At 62.4% G+C, this 25,180-nt stretch carries 22 protein-coding genes; 8 read left to right on the top strand and 14 right to left on the bottom strand.

Features of this window, described 5'->3' with window-relative positions; translation table 11 throughout:
- Positions 1-19: 19 nt before the first annotated feature.
- The 8 genes from BM002_RS16530 to iolD all read right to left on the bottom strand — a co-directional run bounded on the left by BM002_RS16530 (position 20) and on the right by iolD (position 9,191).
- On the bottom strand, positions 20-277 hold the full coding sequence (locus BM002_RS16530) for a PAAR domain-containing protein (RefSeq protein WP_092783821.1): 258 nt from the start codon (positions 275-277) through the stop codon (positions 20-22).
- Positions 274-1,539 (bottom strand): DUF4123 domain-containing protein, encoded by a 1,266-nt coding sequence (locus BM002_RS16535; RefSeq protein WP_092783825.1) that lies wholly within the window; start codon positions 1,537-1,539, stop codon positions 274-276. The genes BM002_RS16530 and BM002_RS16535 overlap by 4 nt, the downstream gene beginning before the upstream one ends.
- The gene (locus BM002_RS16540) at positions 1,536-3,494 is read right to left on the bottom strand and encodes a type VI secretion system Vgr family protein (protein WP_092783829.1); all 1,959 of its coding nucleotides are present in this window, start codon (positions 3,492-3,494) and stop codon (positions 1,536-1,538) included. Before BM002_RS16540 ends, BM002_RS16535 begins: the two co-directional genes overlap by 4 nt.
- 187 nt (positions 3,495-3,681) lie before the next feature.
- Entirely contained in the window at positions 3,682-4,662 is a 981-nt protein-coding gene (gene iolG, locus BM002_RS16545) for an inositol 2-dehydrogenase (protein WP_092783833.1), read from the bottom strand.
- Between the two features lie 3 nt (positions 4,663-4,665).
- Positions 4,666-5,493: a class II fructose-bisphosphate aldolase gene (locus tag BM002_RS16550; protein WP_092783836.1), complete on the bottom strand. Its 828-nt coding sequence runs from the start codon at positions 5,491-5,493 to the stop codon at positions 4,666-4,668.
- Positions 5,490-6,332, bottom strand: coding sequence for a 5-deoxy-glucuronate isomerase (locus BM002_RS16555; RefSeq protein WP_092783839.1), 843 nt, complete (start codon positions 6,330-6,332; stop codon positions 5,490-5,492). Before BM002_RS16555 ends, BM002_RS16550 begins: the two co-directional genes overlap by 4 nt.
- A 3-nt stretch (positions 6,333-6,335) precedes the next feature.
- A complete protein-coding gene (iolC, locus tag BM002_RS16560) occupies positions 6,336-7,325 on the bottom strand; it encodes a 5-dehydro-2-deoxygluconokinase (RefSeq protein WP_092783842.1) in 990 nt (329 codons plus the stop codon).
- 3 nt (positions 7,326-7,328) lie between these two features.
- Entirely contained in the window at positions 7,329-9,191 is a 1,863-nt protein-coding gene (gene iolD, locus BM002_RS16565) for a 3D-(3,5/4)-trihydroxycyclohexane-1,2-dione acylhydrolase (decyclizing) (RefSeq protein WP_217641179.1), read from the bottom strand.
- 102 nt (positions 9,192-9,293) lie between these two features.
- Between iolD and BM002_RS16570 the strand changes: the two genes are divergently transcribed.
- Positions 9,294-10,184, top strand: a complete 891-nt coding sequence (locus tag BM002_RS16570) for a TIM barrel protein (protein ID WP_092783847.1) — start codon at positions 9,294-9,296, stop codon at positions 10,182-10,184.
- 19 nt (positions 10,185-10,203) lie between these two features.
- Here the strand turns inward: BM002_RS16570 and BM002_RS16575 are convergent, their stop codons facing one another.
- Positions 10,204-11,202: a LacI family DNA-binding transcriptional regulator gene (locus BM002_RS16575; protein ID WP_092783849.1), complete on the bottom strand. Its 999-nt coding sequence runs from the start codon at positions 11,200-11,202 to the stop codon at positions 10,204-10,206.
- Positions 11,203-11,754: 552 nt separating this feature from the next.
- Here BM002_RS16575 and BM002_RS16585 point away from each other — a divergent pair.
- The 6 genes from BM002_RS16585 (at position 11,755) to rfbD (ending at position 18,773) form a co-directional block, all read left to right on the top strand.
- Positions 11,755-13,665: a DUF4422 domain-containing protein gene (locus BM002_RS16585; protein WP_092783854.1), complete on the top strand. Its 1,911-nt coding sequence runs from the start codon at positions 11,755-11,757 to the stop codon at positions 13,663-13,665.
- Positions 13,665-14,846, top strand: coding sequence for a UDP-galactopyranose mutase (gene glf, locus BM002_RS16590; protein ID WP_092783857.1), 1,182 nt, complete (start codon positions 13,665-13,667; stop codon positions 14,844-14,846). Before BM002_RS16585 ends, glf begins: the two co-directional genes overlap by 1 nt.
- A gap of 62 nt (positions 14,847-14,908) precedes the next feature.
- Positions 14,909-15,832, top strand: coding sequence for an NAD-dependent epimerase/dehydratase family protein (locus BM002_RS16595; protein ID WP_281243846.1), 924 nt, complete (start codon positions 14,909-14,911; stop codon positions 15,830-15,832).
- Between the two features lie 89 nt (positions 15,833-15,921).
- A complete protein-coding gene (locus tag BM002_RS16600) occupies positions 15,922-16,623 on the top strand; it encodes a sulfotransferase family 2 domain-containing protein (RefSeq protein WP_175484938.1) in 702 nt (233 codons plus the stop codon).
- A gap of 364 nt (positions 16,624-16,987) precedes the next feature.
- On the top strand, positions 16,988-17,839 hold the full coding sequence (locus BM002_RS16605) for an FkbM family methyltransferase (protein WP_092783866.1): 852 nt from the start codon (positions 16,988-16,990) through the stop codon (positions 17,837-17,839).
- 85 nt (positions 17,840-17,924) lie between these two features.
- On the top strand, positions 17,925-18,773 hold the full coding sequence (rfbD, locus tag BM002_RS16610) for a dTDP-4-dehydrorhamnose reductase (RefSeq protein WP_092783983.1): 849 nt from the start codon (positions 17,925-17,927) through the stop codon (positions 18,771-18,773).
- Positions 18,774-18,796: 23 nt separating this feature from the next.
- On the opposite strand, the gene BM002_RS16615 is transcribed toward rfbD, so the two are convergent.
- Together BM002_RS16615 and BM002_RS16620 are read right to left on the bottom strand one after the other, a co-directional pair.
- Positions 18,797-19,456, bottom strand: coding sequence for an ABC transporter ATP-binding protein (locus tag BM002_RS16615; RefSeq protein WP_092783869.1), 660 nt, complete (start codon positions 19,454-19,456; stop codon positions 18,797-18,799).
- Between the two features lie 5 nt (positions 19,457-19,461).
- A complete protein-coding gene (locus BM002_RS16620; protein ID WP_245749299.1) occupies positions 19,462-20,529 on the bottom strand; it encodes a KpsE/RkpR family capsule polysaccharide export protein in 1,068 nt (355 codons plus the stop codon).
- A gap of 350 nt (positions 20,530-20,879) precedes the next feature.
- Here BM002_RS16620 and BM002_RS16625 point away from each other — a divergent pair, with 350 nt between their 5' ends.
- Entirely contained in the window at positions 20,880-21,662 is a 783-nt protein-coding gene (locus tag BM002_RS16625; RefSeq protein ID WP_281243847.1) for an ABC transporter permease, read from the top strand.
- Positions 21,663-21,707: 45 nt separating this feature from the next.
- On the opposite strand, the gene BM002_RS16630 is transcribed toward BM002_RS16625, so the two are convergent.
- The 3 genes from BM002_RS16630 to BM002_RS16640 are packed head-to-tail and all read right to left on the bottom strand — an operon-like array spanning position 21,708 to position 25,097.
- The gene (locus BM002_RS16630) at positions 21,708-22,937 is read right to left on the bottom strand and encodes a glycosyltransferase (RefSeq protein ID WP_175484939.1); all 1,230 of its coding nucleotides are present in this window, start codon (positions 22,935-22,937) and stop codon (positions 21,708-21,710) included.
- Positions 22,934-24,265 carry a glycosyltransferase gene (locus tag BM002_RS16635; protein WP_092783881.1) on the bottom strand — a complete coding sequence of 444 codons (1,332 nt, stop codon included), beginning with the start codon at positions 24,263-24,265 and terminating at the stop codon, positions 22,934-22,936. The genes BM002_RS16630 and BM002_RS16635 overlap by 4 nt, the downstream gene beginning before the upstream one ends.
- A 16-nt stretch (positions 24,266-24,281) precedes the next feature.
- Positions 24,282-25,097: a sulfotransferase gene (locus BM002_RS16640; RefSeq protein WP_092783884.1), complete on the bottom strand. Its 816-nt coding sequence runs from the start codon at positions 25,095-25,097 to the stop codon at positions 24,282-24,284.
- Positions 25,098-25,180 lie beyond the last annotated feature (83 nt).

Below are 25,180 nucleotides of genomic sequence, written 5' to 3' on the forward strand. Positions count from 1 at the left end.
AAATCGGCGTCGGCGGATGCTAGGGAATAAGCTGCTTGGGCGACCCGGTAATGATCTTGCCGCCGTGGTTGGTCTCGGACCCGATCCGGGCGGTCGGTTTGCCGTCGGTAAGGCACTTCGAGCTGCCTGTCATGATGATCGCACCGCAGGCTGTCTTGTCGCCGACCGTGGCCACAGGCAGGCCGTCGCACGTCGATTTGGAGGCAACCTGAACGATGGGATTGGGGCCATGGGCCGGACACATGTGGGTGTCGCCGAGCCGAGCTGTCGGTTTCATCGAAGTCCTCCTGCGGCAAGGGCGGCCCCGGTCGAGGGCGGAACGCGGGCCAGCCAGGCCGCAAGGTCGTCCTTGCGCTGCCACGGCAGCCGGTCGGCCTTGGTCAGAATGGCCTGAGCCTCGGACAGGCGCATCCAGAAGTCGGGCCCGTGATGCAGGATTGCACGGGCCATCGTCGTGACCTGCAATTTGCTGTGCATATTGAACAGCGCGGCGGCCTTCGGAGCGGCCTCTGCGGCATCCATGCAGGCTTGCGTGCCATAGGCGCCGTCCGCTTCGTCGTGCAGCTTGCGTGCCAGTCGTCCGACCGACCGGCGCAACTGCAGCGCACCAAAGCGTGCGAAACTCGCGTCGTCGATCGCCACGCGCACATGCGGGCCGGCCTTGACCGGCGGGCCCCAGGTGACATGGGCAAGACGGCCATCATAGTCCTTGATCTCCGAGAAGACATCGGGTGGCGCCGTTACATCCGTCCCATCGGGCAGAAGGCACAGCGGGCTGAGTGGAGCGATGATCGTCTCGAACGGTTCGAGCATCTGCCCCAGAAGATCAGGGGTCATTGCCGTCATGGCGTCCAGCATCACCCGCGGGTCGTAAAAGCGGAAATACTGCGGCACCTCTCCGCCGATCGGGGTCGGCAGCATCGTGTAGCGTCGCAGGTGCCTGCGAAGCCCTTCCATCGGATGACGCGAGCGCAGGATGATGCCGCTGTGCAGATCGCCTGACCGTTTGCGCAGCTCCGTCAGGACCCCCGCATCCCGGTCGAGCCGGACAAGCCAGGGCGCCGCCGCCAGAATCTGCACATCAGCCGAGGAGTAGAGACAGGTGAAGGCATTGCCAGATCCCTCCAGCAATTGGGGAAGGCCCGGCCAGGCGACACCGTCGAGGACGGCCCAGAGGTTCGGGCCGGGATGGACGTCGGGCCAGCCGATTTCCTTGCAGTAGACACCTGATTGCGCAGGTGCGGGGGCGGGCCTGCTGACCATCAGGGTGGTTGCGGTATCGGCGCGGGCGACGGCATCGCGCATCGCCTCCGACATCTCTCGTCCGTCGTAGCGCTGCGCCACGGTCTGCATGTTCGTCATCGCCTCGAGACGGGCGCCCCCCGCCTCGACCGATTTACGGATGTTCGCCGCAAAGGTCGCGGCGTCCGGCGCGCGCAGCAGAAGGCGGACCGACACGCGCGAATCCTGCGTGCCCCAGAAACGTTTGCTCGGGGTATCTGCGGCCAGGGTGCAGGTCGCAATCCAGACGTCGGTCATGCGCCGTCCTTGAGGGGGCAATGGGACACAAACGGAGAGCCTTCGCCCGCCGCGGCCTGCAACACGGCCGGAATGGCGGGGATCGCTGCGGCCCCCGGCGACGCCGAGCCGACATTCAGCATCGGCGAGACGTTCACGGCCCCACCCTGCACGGTTAGCGCGGCTCCGCCCGACACCAGGGTGATCTTGGACGCGTCCAGCACGATTTCGCCCGCCGCCTTGATCGTCAGATCGCCGCCGGTCCTGATCGCATAATTTCCCGCGACATCCGCGCCGCGGTCGGCCTCCGTTTTCTCGGCGATGGCGCCGGTGACCTTCACGTCGAGTTTGCCCTCGATGGTTTCAGTCCGGTTTGCGGCCACATCGAGGTTGGAGGCGTTGCCCACCGAGACGTTGTCATCGAAATCGACCCGGCGCTTGGATGAATTCCTGACATGCATGTCGAGGTTCTTCTGGGCATGAAGATAGATGAATTCCTCGCCCGACTGGTCCTCGAACGTCAGTTCGTTGAAGCCTTCGCCCTGATGCGAATTGGTCTTGAACACCGACCGTGACTTGTTCGCCGGAAGGTCGGCCGGCGGGATATTCGCGCCGTTATAGACACATCCCGTCACGATCGGCTTGTCGGGGTCGCCCTCCAGATGTTCGACGATCACTTCCATGCCGATGCGCGGAATGACCATGCCACCCCATCCCTTCCCGGCCCAGTTCTGGCTGACGCGGCATCGCATGGACCATTCGGCGGCGAGGTCCCAGTGATAGCGGACCAGGATGCGGCCGAATTCGTCACAATCCACTTCGCCTTCGCCTACGACGACGGCGGTCTGCGGTCCCTGGATGATCGGACGGGGGGTGCGGCGTTCCGGGCGGAAGGGCGCCGTATCCGGCAGCAGGACGTAGGTGCCGTCATAGGCACGCTCATCGCTTTGGGCGTCGCCCGAGCCGTAGGCCATGGCGCGAAACCGATGCTCGGCCTTCAGGCAGATGAACCGCTTGCCGGTCATGCCCTCCAGCTCCTCGCCGCTCAGCGTCATGCCCATCCCTGCCGACAGGCTGACGACGTCGCCCTTGGCCACGCAGCGCAGGGACTGTCCACCCTCGGCCTGAAGTCTGCGGGCCACCACCGTCTTGCCCGCCCCCTGGTCCAGATAATCACCCGGCCAGTCGAAACTCTCGATATGGCCATGGGCATAGGTGTCGTCGCCCTGACGGTCGACCTCCTGCGCGGCGCGGGGCATCTTGAAGTTGTATTCGGTCAGGCGGACAGTGCCCGTGGTCATCCGCGCGCCACCGCGCCATTCGCGGAAATGCTCCTGGTCCGCGTGATGATGCGCCTCGATCCCGACATAGGGTCTGCTTGATCCGTCCACATCCGGGTGGGTGTCGGCGCTGTCGCTGAGGATCAGGGTATGGTTGCCGCCGGTATGCCTGTACCGCCAGCTGATCCCGAACCGCTCCATCAGCCGCATCGCAAAGGTCGCGTCGCTTTCGCCGTACTGCACGGTGTACTCAAGCTGGGGATATTCTTCGGTCAGCTGCACCGTCAGATGCGGAGAGCCGAGGGAGGCATAGTCGGAGAGCACTTCCTTGATGATTTGCACGACCGTCATGTCGTGGAAGATGCGCTGGTTTCGGCGCAGGCCCGCAACATGAAGCCAGGGCCGCAGGACGAGGTCATAGCGGTTGCCGTTCTCGGTCGTCCCGCCGCGCGTCGCTTCGGCCACGACACCATCGAAAGATCGCGTTCCACCGGCCATATCGATTTCGACAGTCGAATGGGTGCCCAACAGGCTGTTGAGGTCGACGGCGGGATCGTCGGACAAGGCTTCGACACGCCATTCGAATCCGCCAGAAAGCTCTTCAGTGCCATCCATCCGCAACAGGACGAGCTTGTCTGTCCCAAGGGCCGTTTTCAGACGACCGCGTCGGTCAGCCTGTTTGAATGTCGCGTTCATGAATGTGCCTCGCGGCGAATTAGAGTACCGGATCTGATCGTCGGCCGGAAAAGGTTGAATATTCAAGGCTTCCCGACGCCAGAAGCGGACGCATATAGGCCGATTTGCAACGCTCTTTCCCGACGTGGTGCGCATCTGGAACCGGTCGCAGATCTTGTGACCGATCGTTTCCGCTTTCCCGCACGGGTCAGACCATGACGATCATGCGCTCCGACCACGCCCGGGTCGCGGCATCGGCCAGGATTTGCGCCCGAAGGCCGTCCTCGATGGACGGGCTCGGCGGCGTCCCTTGCGTGACCATTGCAACGAAGGCCGTCATTTCCGACAGATAGGCGGCGGCATAGCGTTCCAGAAAGAAGTGCTGCGCGGGCGCGCGGCGAAACCCGGTCGCGTTCGCAAGTTCGACCGTGGTTTCCAACTGGTTCTCCGCGCGAAGCAGACCACCCGAGCCGTGCACCTCGATCCGCTGGTCGTAGCCATAGGTCGCGCGGCGCGAACAACTGATCTGTGCGATCTTCCCGGTCGCCGTCGTCAGCAGGACCGCGGCGGTATCCACGTCGCCCACCGCCCCGATTTCCGGGTCGACAAGAGCCGCACCCGTGGCCTGCACCATGACCGGCTCCTCTCCCAGAAGGAACCGCGCCATGTCGAGGTCGTGGATCATCATGTCCCGGAACAAGCCGCCCGATGACGTGATGTAGGACAGCGGCGGTGGCGACGGATCGCGGCTCAGGATGGTGACGATTTCGGGGGTTCCGATATCGCCCGCCACCAATCGGTCTCGCAGGGTCGCAAAATTCGGGTCGAAGCGGCGGTTGAAGCCGGTCATGAACGGCACGCCCGCGCGCGCGACGATATCGATGCACCGCAGGATGCGGTCCGTGCTCAGGTCGACAGGCTTCTCGCAGAAGATCGCCTTGCCCGCTTCGGCGGCGGTCCGGATCAGGTCGAAATGGGTGTCGGTCGGGGTGCCGATGATCACGGCATCCGCATCGGCAATTGCGTCGGCACCGTTCATCGCGGGCGCGCCGGTCAAGGCGGAAAGGGTCGCGGCGGCCTCGGCCGAGGCGTCGACCACGGCGCTGATCCGGGCACCGGGAAGCTGCGCCACCGACGCCGCGTGGACCCGACCGATCCTGCCACATCCCAGAAGGGCGATCTTCAGCATGGGTCAGCCTTTCAGAGAGCGCAGGACCGCGATGGTGGCCGCACGGATCGGGTCTTCGACGTCGCGCAGGATCTGAACCCGGTCGAACCGGTCCGGGTCGCGGGCGACGGAGTCGCGCAGCGAACGCCCGAAGGCCTGTCGCAGCTCGGTCCCGATGTTGAACTTGCAGATGGCCGTCTCGCGGGCCAATCGCGCGCGTTGATCATGGGGCACGCCGGACCCGCCGTGGATGACCAGCGGAATGGTCGTCACAGACCCTATTGCGGCGATTTTCGCCTCGTCCAGACCCGCTCCCGGAGCGTTCTGAAGATGCGCATTGCCCACGGAAATCGCCATCGCGTCGACGCCGGTTTCCGCCGCAAAGCGCGCGGCCTCCGCCGGGTCGGTCCCACGGCTTTCGACGCCGTTCGCGTAGCCGACAAAGCCGATCTCACCCTCGCAGCACACGCCCGCCGCATGGGCCATCTCGACGATGGCGCGGGTCCGGGCGATGTTCTCGGCAAGTGGCAGTGCCGAGCCGTCGAACATCACCGACGTGAAGCCCGCGTCGATTGCGGCGCGGCAGTCGTCGGCTTCATATCCGTGGTCCAGATGGGCCACGACGGGCACGTCCATATCGGCGGCTAGCGACCGCATCATGGCACCCAGAACCGGCAAGGGCGTGTGGTCGCGACATGATGGCCCCGCCTGCAGGATCACCGGCACACCGCAGTCTTGCGCCGCCATCGCATAGGCGCGCATATCCTCCCACCCAAGGCAAACCAGCCCCGCCACGGCACTGCCGTCCCGCAGGGCGGGCTCAAGAACCTGGGCAAGGGTCGCCAGTGTCATTTGAACTTGGCCACCATGTCCATGATGCCCGGGATCGTGTGCAATTGCTCGGCGTGGGTCGGTTGGAAGTATTGCTTCAGCGACCGCTGCGACAGACCCCCCAGGATGGTGAAGTAATACATCTCATAGCCCGGCAGCGCGGCGCAGGGATGATAGCCCTTGTCGAGGCAAATCGTTGAGCCATCCATGATATGATAGGCATCTCCCGGCTTGTTGTCCTCGCGCTGAAGGATCTGAACGCCCGCGCCATAGTTGGGCTTGAACCGGAAATTGTAGGTCTCGTCATGGCGCGTCTCGTCGGGCAGACGGTCGGTGTCGTGCTTGTGGCTCGGGAACCCGGACCAGCCGCCGGCGCCTACGGTGAACAACTCCGACACCAGAAGGCGCCCGACGCGGTCGTGGTATTGCGGCCCGAGGATATGGGAAATGCGGCGGTGCGTCTTGGTCTTGTCGCTGCCGAACTGCACCTTGTCGAGGTCCTTGGTGCGGACTTCGAAGGGCTTGAGGGTTTCGGCAAATTTTGCCCCGGCGATGAAGACTTCGGCCTCTGCCGTGCGGCAGGTAAAATGGGCGTGGGTGTCGGTCGGCACATAGACCCCCTCGGGGTCGCCGTCGAAGACGTCGATCGTGCGAACGCCGATGTCGGTGAAAACCTCGCCATCGACGTGGACATTGATCGTGCCGGTCGCGGGCACGATGCAGGTTTCGTATCCGGGCACGCGGTAGTCGAAGGATTGCCCTTCGGTCAGCTTGACGATGTTGAAATAATTGAGCGGGACCAGCGCGTCGTTCACGTCGACGATGGGCTTGTTGTGGTTGTCGTGGGGCGGGATGTGCATCGGCTACTCCGTGGGTCCGGGATGATCGGCCAGAAAGGCCTCGAGCTCTTGTGTCGTGGGCATCGCGGGGGCGCAACCGACACGCGCGACGACCATGGCCGCCGTCGCCGAGCCGCGCAGAACGGCCGTCTTGACGTCATGGCCATTTGCCAGCGCGGCGATCAAGCCGCCCATGAAGCCGTCGCCCGCGCCCGTCGGTTTGAGGGCTGCGGTCGGATAGATACCGGTCCGAAATTCGCCACCGTCGGCAAAGGTGATCGCGCCATTTTCGCCCATCTTGTAGACGACCAGCTTGCCCGCTTTCGCCAGCGTTCGAGCCTTTTCCAGACCCTTTTCATAGGCCCCGGCCATGAAGCCGAACTCCTCGTCGTTGCCGACGATCACGTCGCACATCTCGCCCGCACGGCTCAGCACATCGGCGGCGAACTCGGCGCTGGTCCAGGAATAGGGACGGTAGTCGATGTCGAAGATCAGCGGCAGGCCGCGTGCGCGGGCCAGATCGAAGGCCCGGAAGGCGGCGGTCCGACTGGGATCGGCGGCAAAGACGGTGCCGGTCGTGATGAGCGCATCGAAGGGGGCAAGATCCACCGCCTCCACATCCGCCGTCGTCATGGCGAAATCGGCTGCGCCATTGCGGTAGATGACCGACTGATGATCCTCGACCCGTGTTTCCACCACCGCCAGAGAATTGCGCGCCTCGCCGCCCGCCGGGCTGACGTGACGGCGGTCGACCCCATAGTGGCCCAACTGGTTGAGGGCATAGCGCCCGATGGCGTCGTCGCTGACCCGTGTCACCAGCGCCGCGGTGCAGCCCTGTTTGACAAGCGCCACGGCAATGTTCGCCGATGATCCGCCAAGGCAGGAAACGAAGCGCGTCGCCTCCTCGGTTCGGGTGCCAGGCGGGTCGGGATAGAAATCCATGCCCGCCCGTCCCACGATGAGAAAGCGCTTGCGCGGAAATTCTGGCTGCTTGTCTGGCGGGGTGTCCGACATCGCTCAGACCCCGTGCCGCTGTTTCGCGCGGCCTGCTTCCGCTTCGGCATGGGCGTCGCGGACCCGCTTGCTGTCCGAAACCTCGGGCATGCCGACTTCCCACCAGCTGTGACCTTCGGTCGTCCAGCCGTCGTACGGATCGACCTGCATGACGATGACGCAGGTGGTGTCCGCCGCCTTGGCCCGGCGAAAGGCATCGGCCAATTCCCCAGGATCAGAGACTGTTTCGGCCTGTGCCCCCAGGGCGCGGGCGTGGGCGGCAAAGTCGACGCCGACCGGGTGCGTGGCTGTGGGTGTGTCGGCGATCAGGGTATTGAAGCTTTCGTTGCCGGTGTTCCTCTGCAGCTTGTCGATGACCGCGAAGCCGCCGTTGTCGAGCACGAGGATGATCAGCTTCTTGCCCGTCAGGACGCTGGAATAGATGTCCGAGTTCAGCATCAGATAGGAGCCGTCGCCGGTGAAGACGATAGCGTCCTGATCGGGTTCGCGCTCGGTCTGGGCGATGCGCGCGCCCCATCCGCCCGCGATCTCGTAGCCCATGCAGGAAAAGCCGAACTCGATATCCACGGTGCCGGTCCTGAGCGTGCGCCAGTTGGCCGTGACCTCGGCCGGCAGGCCCCCGGCGGCGGCGATGATGCGGTCGGACGGATCGCAGAGCGCATTCACTACCCCGATCGCCAGCGCATAGGAGTTGGGGCGGTTCCCCGGGCTGACGTTCCGGGCGACCGAGGCGACCCATTTGGCCCGCGCGGTCCGGGCGAAATCGACCCATTGGGCGGGGGCGGCATAGCCACTGATCTCGGCTCCGATGGCGCGAAGCCCCAGTCTGGCATCGCCCACCACGGTTTGGGCCCCGTGTTTCGCGGCATCGTGGCGCGCGGCGTTCAAGTGGACGATCCGGGCGTCGGGGGCGAAGGCCGTCCAACTGCCGGTGGTGAAATCCTGCAACCGGGTGCCGACCGCAAGGATCACGTCGGCGCGTTCGGCCACGGCATTGGCGCTGTCCGACCCGGTGACGCCGACCGGCCCGATGTTGAGCGGGTGGGTGTCGACCAGATTGGCGCGGCCGGCAATCGTCTCGATCACGGGGATCTGGTGCGCCTCGGCGAAAGCGGCAAGCTCGGCCACGGCGCGCGAATACTGCACGCCGCCCCCGGCGATGATGACCGGGCGTTTGGCGGTGATCAGCAGGGAGGCGGCATCGGCAACCTCGGCCGTGTCGGGGGCCTGCCTGCGGATGCGGTGGACGCGCCGGGCAAAGAAAACCTCGGGGTAGTCATGGGCCCATCCCTGCACATCCTGGGGCAGGGACAGGAACGCGGGGCCGCAATCGGCGGGGTCGAGCATCGTGGCGAGGGCGGCGGGCAGGCTTTGGAGGATCTGTGCGGGATGGGTGATGCGGTCCCAATACCGGCTGACCGACTTGAAGGCGTCGTTCACCCCCAGGGTCGGATTTCCGAAATGCTCCAGCTGCTGCAACACAGGGTCGGGCAGTCGGGTCAGGAATGTATCGCCGCAGAGCATCAACATCGGCAGGCGGTTGGCATGGGCCAGCGCCGCCGCCGTCAGCAGATTGGCGGTGCCGGGCCCGGCGCTGGCGGTGCAGAACATGAACCGTTGGCGCAGATGATACTTGGCGTAGGCGGCTGCGGCGAACCCCATGCCCTGCTCGTTCTGGCCGCGATAGAGCGGCAGATCGGGTTGCACGGGGTACAGCGCCTCGCCCAGACAGGGGGCGTTCCCGTGGCCGAAAATGCCGAAACCGCCGCCGCAGATCCGCGTCTCCGTCCCGTCGATGTCGATGTATTGTGTCATGAGCCAGCGGACGATGGCCTGCGCCACGGTCAGACGAACCGTCTGGGTCATCAGATCTCCTCCCCGGAAATCACTTGCGTGGTTTCAACCCCGAGCATACGGCTATTGCAACCGGTTGCAATTCCTTTCCGGTCTCGCGAGGGGGAGGGTCCCATGACAATTCGCATCGGCAACGCGCCCTGCTCCTGGGGGATCGAGTTTGCGAGCGGCCCTGGCTATCCCACTTGGCAGGAGGTGCTGCGGCAATGCGCGGCGGCCGGATACACCGGGATCGAACTGGGCCCGGTCGGCTTCATGCCCGAGGATCCGGCTGTGCTGGCCGAGGCATTGGCCGGCCATGATCTGAGCCTGATCGGCGGCGTGGTCTTTCGCCCCTTCCACGATCCGACCGCCTGGGATGATGTGATGGACGGCGCGCTGCGCACCTGTCGGGCTCTGGTGGCCCATGGCGCACAGCACCTTGTCCTGATCGATTCCATCTCGCCGCGCCGTGCGCCGACGGCGGGCCGCGCGACCGAAGCCGAGCAGATGGACAAGGCCGAATGGGCCGCCTTTCGCGACCGCATCGCGACCGTCGCCCGGATCGGGGCCGAGGAGTTCGGGCTGACCGTGGGCATCCACGCCCATGCCGCCGGTTTTCTGGATTTCGAGCCGGAGCTGGAGCGCCTTCTTGAGGAGGTGGACGAAAGCCTTCTCAAAATCTGTTTCGATACGGGCCACCATTCCTATGCGGGCTTCGACCCCGTGGCCTTCATGGCGCGGCATATCGGGCGCATCAGCTATATGCATTTCAAGGACATCGATCCGAAGGTGAAGGCAAATGCGGTCGCCAACCGCACCGATTTCTATACGGCGTGCGGGGACGGCATCTTCTGCAATCTCGGCAAGGGCGATGTCGATTTCCGGTCGGTCCGCCGCATCCTCCTGGAGGCCGGGTTCGAGGGCTGGTGCACCGTCGAGCAGGACTGCGATCCGACCCGAGACAACGACAGCCTGGGGGACGCGCGGGCGAACCGCGAATACTTGCAGTCCATCGGGTTCTGAGCAGAGCCGCGTTCCCGGATTACGGCGCGCGAAGGGTCCCGCGTTCGACCACATGGCAGGGGAACAACCGCGCCTCGGGCGGGCGGTCCGGGGCTTCGATCGTGGCGATGACAAGGTCGATGGCGGCGTCGATGATCGCGGGGATCGGTTGTCGGATCGTGGTCAGGTCGATATTGGCCCATCCTGCGATTTCCATATCGTTGAACCCGATGACACCCACGTCGCCCGGAACCGCCAAACCGGCATCCGCCAGCGCCGACAGCGCGCCGATGGACAGCACATCATCACCGCAGAAATAGGCCTCGGCCGGAGGGTCGTTCGCCACGAGGCGCTGCATCTCGGTCCGCCCGGCGTCGAAGGAATAGGCCGCAGCGAAGCTGGTGGTCACGCCTCGGATTGGTTGCGCCTTCAGCCCGTCGAGGAAGCCGGACAACCGATCTTGGGTCGAGGTGGCCGTTTCCGGCCCGCCCAGGAAGGCAACGCGGGTGTATCCGCGGGCGATCAGGGTTCGGGCTGCCATGCGCCCGCATTCGACGTTGTCGATGCCGACGACATGGGTTTCGGGCGTGCCGGACCAGCGCCCGAAGGAATGGACCACAGGCAAGCCGGCGTCGCGAAAGGCCCGCGCAAAGCCGGGCGGCAATGTCGACGACGCGACGATCACGCCGTCCACCGAATACTGCCGCAGCATCCGGACCGAGGCGTCGGGATCGGTTTCATCCGACAGGTTCACCAGCAGCGGCCGCAGCCCCCGCTCCTGAAGGCCGCGGGTGAAGCGGTCGAACACTTCCAAGAAGATCGGGTTATGGAAGTTCGAGGAGACCAGCCCGATCAGCTTGGTGCGCCCCGTCGACAGTGCCGAGGCAAGCGCGGAGGGCGCATAGCCAAGTTCCGTTGCCGCCTGTTCGACCTTGGCGCGGGTCTTCACGCTGACCGACGCGCCCTCGGTGAACGTCCTGGAGACGGCGGACCGGCTGACCCCGGCGCGAAGTGCGACGTCTTTCAGGGTAACGGACATGGCCCCTCCTGTTCGGGTCAGGGTGCCAGTCGTATGCGCGGACTGCAACCGGTTGCAGCTTTGCCTGGACTCCAATCGGATTTCCAATATGTCGGGCCGCGTCATTCGCACGAGAAGGGCATGTTATCGCTGACCAGCCGTTTGCCAAGGCCCGTCATAACGCTGACCACGGGCTCGCGTGGATACACATACCGACAGGGCGTCCAACCAAAATACCAAGGGTCAATTCATGTGCTTGGGCAGAGAGAACCTGATCCTCTGCGCCTGCGCCTTCGCATGGTTCCGCCGAGGCGCGACCGAGCCGCTGTCGCGGTTGCCTGCTCGTGCTTTGCTCAGTATAGACCACGTCGGATCGAAGTCAGGTGCGTTCAAGATCACTGAGTGGAAACTCACGAGGGTCCGGAACAAAAGAAGCCGCAGACTCGACCCCGAGAGAGATGACAATATCATAATGACTGACGCGACTTAACTTTCAATCCTGTATCGTTTGAAGAACCAATATTTGAGCAGGTCCGCTCAAACCGAATTTAAAAACTCGAATGGACGAGAAATTTGATCTCTATCTACGTCAATTACTTCGCTCCGGCGAAAATAATCGAAACCGATGTGCTCAGGCCCATTCAGGTCGGCGCAGCGAACTCTGATCTCAAGCTCGACATGATCGGGGACGATACCGGCGACAACATTTCGGCGCGCAACCCCGCATATTGCGAGATGACGGGCATCTACTGGGCCTGGAAGAACGATCGCAAATCGGACGTTTTCGGCTTCATGCATTATCGTCGCTTTTTCGATTTCCGGTCAGAGCCGTCGCGGCAGATCGATCAGCATGGGTTGATGTACCATCCCCAACTTGATGAGAGCCTGATCAAGAAATACGGCCTGACACGGGACGTGATAGAAAAGGTAATGGACGGTTGCGATATGCTTGTTCCCGCGCCGTTCGACGTTCGAGGCGCGGGTCCCGCAAACCTGAGGGTTCACTACGAAACGGCGCCGCACCATCATATCGAGGACCTCGACCTTGCCGGTCGGATCCTGGGGGAATTATCGCCGGAATATGTTCCGTATTTCGACAAGGCCATGTCCGGAAGGCTGCTTTACCCGAACAACATGTTTCTGTTCACCCGTGAGGTGTTCGAAGAGTATTGTTCGTGGATTTTCCCGATCCTTGAACGGCTGGACGCCGAAATCGATGTGTCGGAGTATTCGTGGCAGGAAGCCCGTGCCGTGGGCTACATTGCGGAGCGCCTCCTGACGGTCTTCATTTTGCGGCAAAAGGCGACGAAGCCGCGTCTTGTCATCAAGGAGCTGGAGCGGGTCTTTGTCAGGGATACGACAGCGGATCCCGAAGAGCCGCCGCTGCCGGAAACCGACAAGAGCATCATAACGGTCGTAGCCTCCTGCGACGCCGCCTATATTCCGCACCTGGGCGCGTTGGTCGAGTCGATCTTCAGCACAACGTCGTCCGACTATTTTTTGGACTTCATCGTTCTCGACGGCGGCCTTGGAGAAGGCGGGCGGCGACTGATCCGGAAAATCGGCCAGGCCCGCGCGGACTCGAGCATCTCCTTCGTGGACATGACGCAAAAGTATCTCGGCCTGTCCGTCCACAGCGGCTTTTCCCGGGCCACGTTCTTCCGGCTGAGCCTGCCCGACATTCTGACGAAACGTGACAGGATTCTATTTCTCGACACCGACATGGTCGTGGTCGATGATATCGCCGTTCTCTACAACATGGACCTCGATGGTGCCCTCATCGCTGCGGCGCCCGACCTTGTCATACGCGCCTTCGCAAAGATGGGTGTGCCGTCCCTTCACGAAACCGGGTCGCTGAAAACCGCAGATTATATCGCGGACCATCTGAACATGAGCCTGAACGGCAAACCGGCCATCGAAAGCTATCATCAGGCGGGAACGCTGGTCATGGATCTCAAGGGACTTCGGGCCTCGGGTATCCTGCGGGACGCGATTACCGACCTTGCCGAAAACACCTACTGGTTTCTGGATCAGGACATTCTGAACAAGCATCTGTTCGGGAAGATCAAGTCCATCTCCAGTCGGTGGAATGTGCTGTGGATGGATCATGATCATTCATCGCTCCTGAGCGATGGCGACCGGAAAATGTATGAACAGAGCTTCGAGAACCCGGCAATCGTCCACTATGCGGGCATCGGAAAACCGTGGCGCAATTCGTTGAACCCATTGTCACACTACTATTGGGAGGCTCTGCGTGGCACTCCATGGTATGAGACCATCCTTTTCGAGTTCCTTGATCGAAGATACCTGCCACATGACCCAAACGCAGCCAGGATGGCTCTCCAAGACCCATCTCTGGTGAAAGATCGTGGTGTCCTGCGGAGAGCCACGACCGCCACCTGGCGTGCTCTGCCCCACCGGATCAAGGTCAAGATCTGGCCATTGGCCAATCGCGTGAAGCGCGCGATAGACAAGGATCAGTAATGAACACGATCACCAATCCCGCCGTTCCGCCGCGCGGCCGCATCCTTGGGATCGGGGCAGGGCTGACCTGCGCCGTCATTGGTCGACGGCTCGCCGAAGCGGGCTATCAGGTGGATATTGTCGAAAGCCGTCCCTACGTTGCCGGCAATTGCTATACCGAGACGGACACCGAGACGGGCATCATGCTACACAAGCACGGGCCCCACATCTTCCACACCGACAATGAACCCGTCTGGGAATATGTGAACAAGTTTGCCGATTTCCGGCCCTATATCTGTCAGGTCAAGGCGACGACCGGCGGCCGCGTCTTTTCGCTTCCCATCAACCTGCTGACCATCAATCAATTCTTCGGGAAGACCTTCTCTCCCGCCGAAGCGCGGGCTTTCATCGAAGCCCGTGCAGAGCAGTCGATCACGGAGGTCAAGAGCTTCGAGGATCAGGCGCTGCGGTTCCTCGGGCCGGAACTCTATCAGGCGTTCTTCATGGGGTATCCGATCAAGCAGTGGGGAATGCACCCAAGCGAACTTCCCGCATCGGTTCTGAAACGTCTTCCCGTCCGGTTTGACTACAACGACAACTATTTCAACCATCGGTATCAGGGGATACCTGCCGAAGGGTATACGACCATGGTCGACCGTATACTCGACCATCCGCTTGTAACGGTCACGCTGGGCCGAAAGATCACCCAGGCGGATTGCGACGGCTACGACCACGTCTTCTGTTCCGGGCCCATCGATGCCTGGTTCGGCTATGAACTTGGTCAACTGGGGTATCGGACGCTCGATTTCACGATGAGCCGTCACAAGGGCGATTATCAGGGCTGTGCCGTGATGAGCTATCCTGATGAAGACGTCCCCTTCACGCGGATCACCGAACACAAGCACTTCACCCCCTGGGAGACGCACGAGGATACCGTGATCTTCCATGAGTACAGTCGTTTCTGCGGCAAGGAAGATATCCCGTATTATCCGATCCGCCTCGTCAACGAGACGAACATGCTCCGAAAATACGTCGAATACGCCCAGACGCAGGAGAACATCAGCTTTGTCGGGCGACTGGGGTCGTACAAATACATGGATATGGACGTCACCATCCACGAGGCGATGACGGCGGCCGAGGCGTTTCTGACCCTGCGGGATCAGGACGCACCCATTCCGGCGTTCTTCTCTTCGCCGATCTGACCGACAAACTTCGACCCACGGAAAGCAGTCCAATCAAACGTGAAATCTCCCCCTGTCTCGTCATCGGAGCCTCCGGATTCGTCGGACGCCATCTGGTTGCGCACCTTGCCGGCCAAGGCATTGCGGTTCGTGCCGTGTCGCGTTCGGGCGAGCCGACGTTCGACCATCCGCTGATCGAATACGTCAAGGGCGACATGCTCGATGTCTCATCCCTCGATGCCATGCTCGCGGGCGTGAAATCCTGTGTCCAATTGTCGACCACGACAAAGCCCGGCTCCTCGAACGCCGATATCCCCTTCGACATCACGTCGAACGTGGTCGGGAACGTCCGTCTGCTCGAACGGCTTGCGGACTGCGACGAGATGAAACTGGTCTTCATCTCTTCGGGTGGCGCGGTCTATGGCGATCCCGTCTATTGGCCCCTGGACGAAAAGCATCCGACGAACCCCAAGTCGTCCTACGGCATCACCAAGCTGGCGATCGAAAAGTACATCGCGATGTTCGCGAACCTGAACAAGCTCGACGCGACGGTGCTGCGGGTGTCGAACCCCTTTGGCGAGCATCAGTCCTTTTCCGATGGTCAGGGCGTCATCTCGAATTTCCTGTGGCGCGGACTCAACGGCACGCAGGTCGAAATCTGGGGTGACGGGTCGGCGGTGCGCGACTATCTCTATATCGGGGACGTCTGCGAAGCGGTCCTGGCCGCGCTGCGCTATCGGGGCAGCACGCCGGTCTTCAACATCGGGTTCGGCAAGGGTATGACCGTGAAAGAGATCGTCGCGACGGTCGCCGAAGTCACGGGAAGCCCTCTACAGACCCGCTTCCTTCCTGGCCGCCCGACGGATGTCAGCGTGAACGTGCTCGATTGTCGGCTGGCACAGAAGGAACTGAACTGGAAGGCGCGGACCCCGTTCGTCGACGGAATGCGGCGAACGGCAGAGTGGATGGCTTCGGTGAAAAACGGAAAAAATAACGGACCATTTTGATCTAGGTCTTGAGGATGAAAATCAAAAGCCGGTTGATGTCTAGGCTAGATGCCTGGCCGTTATTTGGTAGGCAGAGGATGAAAAATAGAATGTTGCTCTACTTTCCAGAACACAAAATAAAATACGTCAAGATTCCGAAGAACGCATGTTCAACGGTTATCAATTCACTTGGTTGGTCGGTGATTCAAGATCGAAATCCCCATGAGTTCGATCACGTTTTCACTGAAACAGATCAAGACACGTCTGAATGGCCTTGTCTTGCGGTGTTGAGAGATCCCTACGATCGCCTTGTTTCAGCCTATCTTAACAAGCTTGTTATTCCAAGTGCGAAGGAGCCTTTCGCCGCAGAAGTGCTCGACACCGTCTGGCGGAACCGTCGAAATCAAGAACGCCCGTCTGAAGCAAGCACAATATCGTTCCGAGAGTTTGTCCAATACGTCAGTGTACGAGACGATACGCTGCTCGATCAACATTGGCAAAGCCAGACATATCACATTCGAGCCACCACGCCGACGTTGGTGATAGAAATGGAATCGCTCAAAGAGAGTTGGAACAAGAGCGATGTGTTGCGCGACGTAAGTCTGAGAGAATTTTCGCCTCACGCCACGCGTTCCTTCTTGGAGATAAATCAGGACCTCTCTGACTTCGACGGGTCTGACATCGCGGGCTTTCGCAGAGTTGCAGGCCAGTTTCCCCCTCAATCGGCGTTCCGAAATCCAAGCTTGGAGAAACTGGTTCGAGAGCGATACGCAGAAGACTATGATCTTCGGCGGAGGCATGGCCTTCAATAAGCTGCTCCGGTCGGTCTTTCTGAACCTAGGAGTAAAGCCACTTACACGGCGAACAACAATGTGCCTTCGTCGAAACCGAAGGTCCTGACGTCGACATTGGCGCGGAAACCCCCGTGGTTCATCACGATTTCCCCCGGCCCGGGACCCAAGGAAACGTTGCGACAGGGTGGTCCTGCCGCTAGACACGTCCGCAGGGAGCGCCGGATGTCAGCATTCGGGGCGGCCAGCAGGGGGGTGCGTTCAGTGCCGGATAGCCGAAATTCACAGTGGACCGACGGAGCCGCGCGTCATGTTCGGCGCGCCCGGGGGTCTCTGCCGCGCTTCGCCGGTCCCCTGATGTCCGTCGCGCGGCGGGGCTGAGCGGATGTCGTCCGGCCTGCCCCCCACCTCGACACTGCTCCCGGCGCTCGAGGCCCGGAACCGGATCGCCCTGGACCGGCGCGACGCCTTCCGCCGCGAGACATTCGACACGGCCCGCGACCTGATCGCGGCGGTCGACCAACTCAAGCATTCGCACCCCTATATGGGCAACGTGGTCTGTCCGGTCGGCGATCACGAATACCACATGTTCTCGGTCAACGATGACGTGGTGGCCTGGCTGTTCTTCTGGACCGGCGCCTATGAAAAGGCGCTCATGGACCTTTGGGACCGGCTGACAAAAGACGTCGGGCAGCACGGCGGCGTGGCGCTCGATATCGGTGCATACAGTGGGCTTTACGCGATGGTCGCCGCGCGGAACGGTTGCACCACCCATGCCTTCGAGCTGATGCTGCGCACGGCGGAGCGCGCCAAGATCAACTTCCGCCTCAACGGTCTGGCCGACAGGATTACCCTGCACCCCTATGGCCTGTCCGACCGGGACGGCACCGTGCAGGTTCATATGCCCCGGGTGTCGGATTTTCTGGGCACCGGGAACTCCATCGACGAAAAACCGAACGTGAATACGGTCGAAACCGTCGTCTCGACCGTCCGGGCCGTGAAGACCGTCATGGAGGCGGCCCGCATCGGTCGGATCGAAGCGGTGAAGATCGATGTGGAAGGCCACGAACTCGAACTGCTGACCGCATTGCGCCCTTGGCTGGAACGGGACCGGCCCGAGATGATCGTCGAGATTTCCCGCCAGCAGGACGCTTGCCATGCGCTTCTGGCGGACATGGGCTATGCCGTCCGGCAATTGCGGGGCGAGAATTATCACGCGGAACCGGGGCAAAAATGACGATCTCTGAGAGCTGGTCCTTCGCGTCCTGCAAGACGTTGCCGATCTCGGGGATCGGCGCGAACGCCCGACCCGGGGCGCGATGATGCGGCTTCTGGTCTTCGGGCGGACCGGACAGGTCGCCAGCGAGTTGCAACAGCTGGCTCCCGACGCGACCTTTATGGATCGCGCGGCGGCTGACCTCTCTGATCCCGCCGCCTGCGCTGCCCGGATTGCGGAGGGTGACTGGGACGCCGTGATAAACGCCGCGGCCTATACGGCCGTCGACAAGGCCGAAAGTGACCCCGACACGGCAATGCGGGTCAACGGCGACGCACCCACGGCCATGGCCAGGGCCTGTGCCGACGCGGACATTCCGTTCATTCAGATTTCGACGGACTACGTCTTTGACGGGTCGGGCACCGCCCCTCGAAAACCCGGCGACGCGACCGGGCCGCTAGGGGTGTACGGGCGTTCCAAACTGGCCGGGGAACAGGGCATCATCGCCACCGGTGTCCGTCACGTGATCCTGCGCACATCCTGGGTGTTCTCGGCTCATGGCAACAATTTCGTGAAGACGATGCTGAGGCTTGGTGCAGAGCGTGACATGATCTCGGTTGTCGCGGACCAGGTGGGTGGCCCGACGCCTGCTGCCGACATCGCAGCCGCCTGCCTGACACTTTCGATGAACATGTCGCGGAAAGATGGTCCCTCGGGCATCTATCACCTCGCGGGCGAACCGGATGTGAGCTGGGCCGATTTCGCCCGGGCGATATTTGCCCGGTCCGGGCTCGACTGCGCGGTCAAGGACATTCCGAGCAGCGAATTCCCCCTGCCTGCGGCGCGGCCCGCCAATTCCCGGCTCGATTGTTCGGACATCGCGCGGGACCATGGGATCGCCCGCCCCGATTGGGCCGCGGGCCTGAGTGACGTGCTGGCCGCGCTCAAGGTGTGATCCGGACAATCGGATCGGACGCTTCAGGCGACGCCCATGTTGCGATCGTGACGGGCGATCGCTTCCTCCAGGTCTTCGTAGTAGGTCAGCCTGCCCCGCTCCAGGATGACCCCGGCATCACAGATGCGGCGGATCATCGGTGTGCTGTGCGACACCATGATCGCCCCCGCCGTCTTCATCCGCGTCTCGAGATAGGCCATGCTCTTAGCGCGAAAGCTCGCGTCGCCGACAGAGGTCACCTCGTCGATCAGGTAGGTGTCGAACGGCAGGGCCATCGAAACTCCGAAGGCCAGGCGGGACCGCATCCCTGCGGAATAGCTGCGGAACGGCTGAAAGAAATGCTGCCCCAACTCCGAGAAATCTTCGACGAAAGCCATCGTCGCCTCGGTATCCGCGCCATAGATCCGGGCGACGAAGCGGACGTTCTGCGCGCCCGTCAGATCTGGGTGAAACGACCCCGCAAACCCCACGGGCCACGAAATCTGGCCGCTCGACAGGATCTGCCCCGACGTGGGGGACCGGGTCCCGGCGATCATTTCCAGCAAGGTCGACTTGCCGGCGCCGTTCCGGCCCAACAGGGCGACAGCCCGGCCGTCCGGAAACGTCGTTGTGATATTGTCGGCCACCACCGTATATGATCCGCGGGCCGCATAGATCTTGGTAAGGTTCTGCAGATGGATCATCGGCCCTACCTGCGATCCTTCACGGCATAGAAGACAAGCGTCAGGCTGGACCAGAACAGGAAGAGGAAAAGACTCATCAGGCTCAGAAGAAGAGCTCTACGGGGATATTCCGATGCTTCTGCCAGTGTGGGTTCTACGTGGGCGGCCAGATATCTACTTTGGCGACGGGCTTCGGCTTGGGCGGAGTCGAAGGCGGCCAAGCTGGACCGATAGGCTTCTTCGGCAAACTGGCGATCCACCGCCAGGCCTTCGTATTCGCTCAGGATGTTTGCAAAAACCGTGTCTGAATCTCCGCCAGTCCCGCCAAGTTTGTCCTGTTCGGCGGCGATCCGCGCCTCGATCACCTCTACCCGGCGTCGCTGCTGTTCGACGCGCGGGTCTGTGGTGCTGGAATTGCCGGTCAGCATATCGACATCGATCAAGGCTTCGGCCAGCTGCGCCTGAAGCGATCCCAGCAGGCCGACCTGCGTCTGGATGTTGGCTTCGGGGTCGACGATCCGGTTGTCGTTCCGAAATTTTGTCATCGCGGTGCGGGCGGCCTTCAGTCTCTCGACCGAAACCTCAAGTTCCTCGCGGGTGTACCGAAGGGTGTCCTCGCGCGCGATCGAGGACAGCGCGTTGATCATCTCCGTGCTCTCCCGGAAGATCGCCTCGGCAATTGCCTGCGCATCTTCGGGGGTGAAGGCGTTGACCCGAAGGTCCAGCAATCCGGAAGCAGAATCATAGTGCACGTTCACCATGCGCTCCCAGTAATCGAGCAGATCCTCGATGGTTCCGGGCGGGTGATAGGCAAAGATCGGATCGATATCGGGATCGGCCTTGGACCAGATCGCGCGCAGGTCCAGCTCGGCATCGACGATCCGCACGAGGCGCTGGCTCTCCAGAAACTTGTAGAGCACGTCCGTATCGGAGGAACTCGACCCGGAGAGTTCCGTGATTCCCCCGAGCAATTCGATCGCAGAGCTCGTGTCTTCCTTGCGGACCGAAAAACCCACGTAGGACGCGTATTGATCGGCGGCGCGTGTCCACAAATACCAGGCCCCGATGGCCGTCGGGATTGCGACCAACAGCACAAAACTGAAAAGCGCGAATATGTGACGACGCCGAACCGTCGCGCGGGGCACCGTCGGCGGAACCTGCGCCGGTGCGACCGGGGCCGCGGGGCCTTGACCGGCGGCTTTGGGTTTAGGGGCCTGCGGGGCCTGCTGTCCGCCAGCCGGTTTCGGCCCATTTGCCGGGGCGGGGGCTGCCGGAGACTTTTCGTCGGATCGCTGCACGCTTCATCTGCCCCCGTTGTTTGTCCGTCTTCTTACCCACATAAGTGACCAGATAGAACCTATTCCGATAGCCGCAGGTCTTTGTCGTGCAGTCATCCGCTTCTCCCTCTGACGATCGGTCGCCCTCGTCGAGCGAACCGAAAACCCTGCGCGCCGTCAACCGTCGGCGATTTGCGTCGTTTCGATCGATTTTCGCGCTGATGCTTCGCGAGATGCAGACGACCTATGGACGCTCGCCCGGCGGATACATCTGGGCTTTGCTCGAACCGGTGGCCGGTATCGCGCTTTTGACGATCATCTTCTCGATCGGCTTTCGGGCACCGCCCCTCGGTCCCGATTTCGCGCCGTTCTACGCGTCCGGCATCGTCCCCTTCCTGTTCTTCACCGCCGTCAGCACGAAAGTCAGTCAGTCGATTCAGTTCTCGAGACAGCTTCTGGCCTATCCCAGCGTCACATTCGTCGACGCCATTCTGGCGCGCATTCTGGTGAACACGATGACCCAGGCCATCGTGGGCTATGTCGTCTTCACCGGTGTCCTGGTCTTCTATGACATGCGGGGATCACTCGATTTTGCAGCGATCATCCTGTCGTTTGCCATGACGGCGGCCCTGGCGACCGGCGTCGGGACACTCAATTGCTTTCTGATTCTCAAGTTCCCGGTGTGGCAGATCATCTGGGCGATCCTGACCCGTCCCCTGTTCCTGATTTCCTGCATCTTCTTTCTGTTCGACGGCATTCCGCAGCCGTATCAGGATTGGTTGTGGTTCAATCCGCTCGTCCATGTCGTCGGGGTCATGCGCAGCGGATTCTATGCCAGCTATGACGCAAGCTATGCCTCCGTGGCCTATGTCATGGCGATTTCGATGATCGGCCTTGTCGTGGGTTTGCTGTTCCTCCTGCGCTATCATCGCGATCTTCTTGACCGCTGACGCCGAAGCCCTGGGTCACACCTGCGAGGCGCCGACCAAGGCAGATCAGGACCGACCCCGCGCGGCAAGGACCTCGGTCACCAGACGGTCGAAGGCGGCGGCCTGATCGTCATAGCCTGCCACGGGGTGCGGCGCGCGCTCGGTCGGAAAACTGGTGATCACATTCCGAAGCTGATCTCTCAGGACCGTCGCGGGCGCGCCGATCGGGATCAGGTCCTGTTCCGGAACTGCCCCATGTTCGACGGTGCCGCCACTGTCCGTCTGGATCACGCCGATGCCACGGGCCAGAGCTTCCCGGATGGCGAGGCCGAAGGTCTCTTTCCACTGCGACATGAACAGCAGGACGTCGATCTCGGTATAGAAGCCGTCCATCGTGTCCTGGCTGAAGCGGGGATGGATCTTCCAGTCTCCGGGCAGGTCGCCGAGGTTGACGTTGTCCCACCATCCGCCCGTGGCGGCTCCGTCTACGACGATGACGCGGAAGTCTTCGCGCCCCAGAGCGCGAAAGGCATCGCGGATGACGGGCCAGCCCTTGATCTGGGATGGACCGCCGACGAAGCCGAAAACGGGACGCGGGTCGGCGGCCCGTCGCGCGGCCTGCGCCGCGGCGAACCCGGGCCCCGGCAGGCGGACGCCATTTTCCCAGATGGTGCCGCGATCAGGTGCGAAGCCCGAAGCGACACTCAGGTCACGGGCGAAGCGACTGGGATAGGTGACGCGGTCGGGCAGGGCGGATATCTCCTGCAGATAGTTGAAGCGCGTGATCGTGGCGGAGATATCCTCGACGCAGCCCTTGCAGGCCTCGACGCGCACCGGGTTCTGGCCGCAGTAGGTCCGGTCGGGGCGGATCATGAACTGTCGTTCGCACAGCCACCAGAAGTCATGCACGCTCAGAATGGTGGGGATGTCGCGGGCTTTCGCCGCCTGAAGGAGGCCCGCTCCCATATCCTGAAGACAATGTGCATGGACCAGGTCCGGGGCCAGCATGTCCATCAGGTCGCCCAGGATTTCCGTGACTTCGGGGTTGTCGTACATCTGCACAAAGCCCCGCCCCGGCGGGACGTTGATGACGTAGTTCGTGATCCCGTAGACTTCGGTTTTGAGGACGGTGTAGGTCATCAGCTCCGCGCGGGTGCAGAGCGACACTGTCGTTATGCGGTAGTCTCCCCGCCGCTGCAGGGCGCGAGCGACCTCCTCGGCGACGATGGTCGCGCCGCCGTAGGTGAAGGGCGCGAAGAAGACATTGGCCAGCAGGATATGACGAGGGGCGGTCATCCGCGGACCCAGTCGATCAGACCCGGCGAGATGATGTGATCCGCAGCCTGCCCGGTCCAGCGCGTCTCCAGATCGGTGCGGGCTGCGCGGCCCATGGCGGCGGCTTGCCCCTTGTTGGTGGACAGCATCTCCAGCGCGGCGGCCCATGCGGCGGGCCCATCCGCCACCACGCCGGTCTCGCCATCCCGGATCATTTGCGGAAGGTCGCCCACGGGTCCCACGATTGCGGGAACCGAAACGGAGGCGGCGTCGATCACGCGCACAGCGCTCTTGCAGCGGTTGAAGATATCGTCGGCGAGCGGCATCACAGCCACGTCCGCGCGCGCAAGCGCGGCAAGATACTTGTCGTAGGTCGAGAAGGCCGCGACCTCGGCCTTGTCTGCCAGCGCGCCGGGCAGCCGTTTCAGGTCGACATGACCCAGGAGCATCAGGCGCCGGTCGCTGCCCCCCGCCAGGAATGCCTCCAGCACCGGGGCGATGGTCGCAAGGTCCGCCTCGTGCCCCTGGGAGCCGCTGGCGAAGGCGATCCGGAACAGCCCGTCTTCCGCGACCCGCGCCGTCCGGGCCCGCGTCCCAGCCTTCAGCGTCTTGGCGTCGGCAAAATTCCGGCGCAGGAAAATCGGCCGGTTGCTATAGAGGGCTGCGTGTTCGGCCAGACCCGGCGTCGAGAGCGACAGCACGTCGGCCCCGTTCATCATTGCCAGGTACTTGGGCGCCTCGCGCAGGAAATGCGCCTTCATGCCGGGATCCACTTCGGCCATGTTGCCGTAGGTCTCATAGGCAGACACCGAGAACAGCGGATCGTCGATGTCGTAGAGGATCGGCAGACGCAGGCGACGCGCCTCATATCGCAGCATTTCTGTCAGGGGGGTGACCGGCAGGCGGTACTCCATCAGATGCGTCGCCGTGGACATCAACCGCAAGGCGCGGGGAATGTCCTGGTAATGCGCGAATTCGCAATAGACCCCTTGATCGCGCCAGAAATCCGCCAGCTGTTCCACACGGTACTTTCGACACTGTGGCAGATTCAGATCGCCGATCAAAGCGAGCCGCGGGGCGGTGCCGATGCGGCGTGACGAGACGTGGAAGCCCCCACCCTGTGCCAATTGCAGCCAACTGCCATGCAGGGTTTCGCCCTCTCTGTTTCCTGCTTCGGACGGAGCGAGGGAGCTGAGCGCCTCGCCCCGCAGACGCATGCCCATGTAGATGCGCGCCTTTGCCGTCGCCATACCCCAGCCTTCTTCGCGCAGGCTAGTGACGAAGCGCCGGATGAGGACGGGGCGAAACGTGTTGCGCAGGAAGCGGGCGGCGGAGCGGGGATTTGCCATCGAGACGCGAACGCGCTCAGGTCCAGCCGCCGGGGATCTCGTATCCCTCGGCTTCGATCTCGGCACGAATGCGTGCAATATCCCCCGCGACGAGTTCGGGAAAGAAGTCGGGCATCTTGTGACGCACGCTTTCGGTGAAGCGTTTGTCGAGCAGGTCCTGCGGATAATCGACGGCGGGCACGTCCAGGAATGTCTCTATCCCGCGCAGGGTGCCGCGCTGATCGGCGTGCATATCCTCGTAGAAGATCACCTTGTATTGTTCCGGGTCGAGAGCTTCTCGGAGGCGGCGTAGCACGCCCCCGTATTCCGCATTATTCCAGATGTGCGGTTTGCGCAGAAACTGATGAAACTCGTCTGCTGTCCAAGTCTCAAGTTTATCAAGCTCGTTTGTGACTTCCAGGTGAAATTTGGTGTGGCTCCAAAGTCGCTTAACCGGGTCGCGCATCGTGTAGAGCACGCGCAGCCGATCCGTCTGATGCCTGATACTTCTCCAGGCTTCTGTCGGTAGATGCGCGTTCAGGTTGGAGAAGTCGCAGGCATAGACCTGGGGGCCACGCACCTGAAACAGGTTGGCATACCAGACATCATCGATCGGACGGTCCAGATAGGCGGAAATCCAACGGAAATTCTGACGAACCACGTCGATATGAGAGGTCTTGGGATCAAAGCGCGGGACGTAGCGATCGCGCACCTCGGTCATTCGCCGCTCTTCGCTCAGGAAGGACGGATCGACGTGACGGTGATAGAAGTAGTGAATCTCCTTCTCCATCGCGAAATGCAGTGCCGGATTTCGCGCCAGCACCGCATAGAGCCATGTCGTGCCCGCTTTCATCGCACCTATGCTGAGAAACAGATTCCCGAAAACTGGAGGCGTAGACACGGCTTCGAAGCTCCTGGATATGCCCCGGATGGATC

Source organism: Jannaschia pohangensis (assembly GCF_900113875.1).
Classification (GTDB): Bacteria; Pseudomonadota; Alphaproteobacteria; order Rhodobacterales; family Rhodobacteraceae; genus Jannaschia; species Jannaschia pohangensis.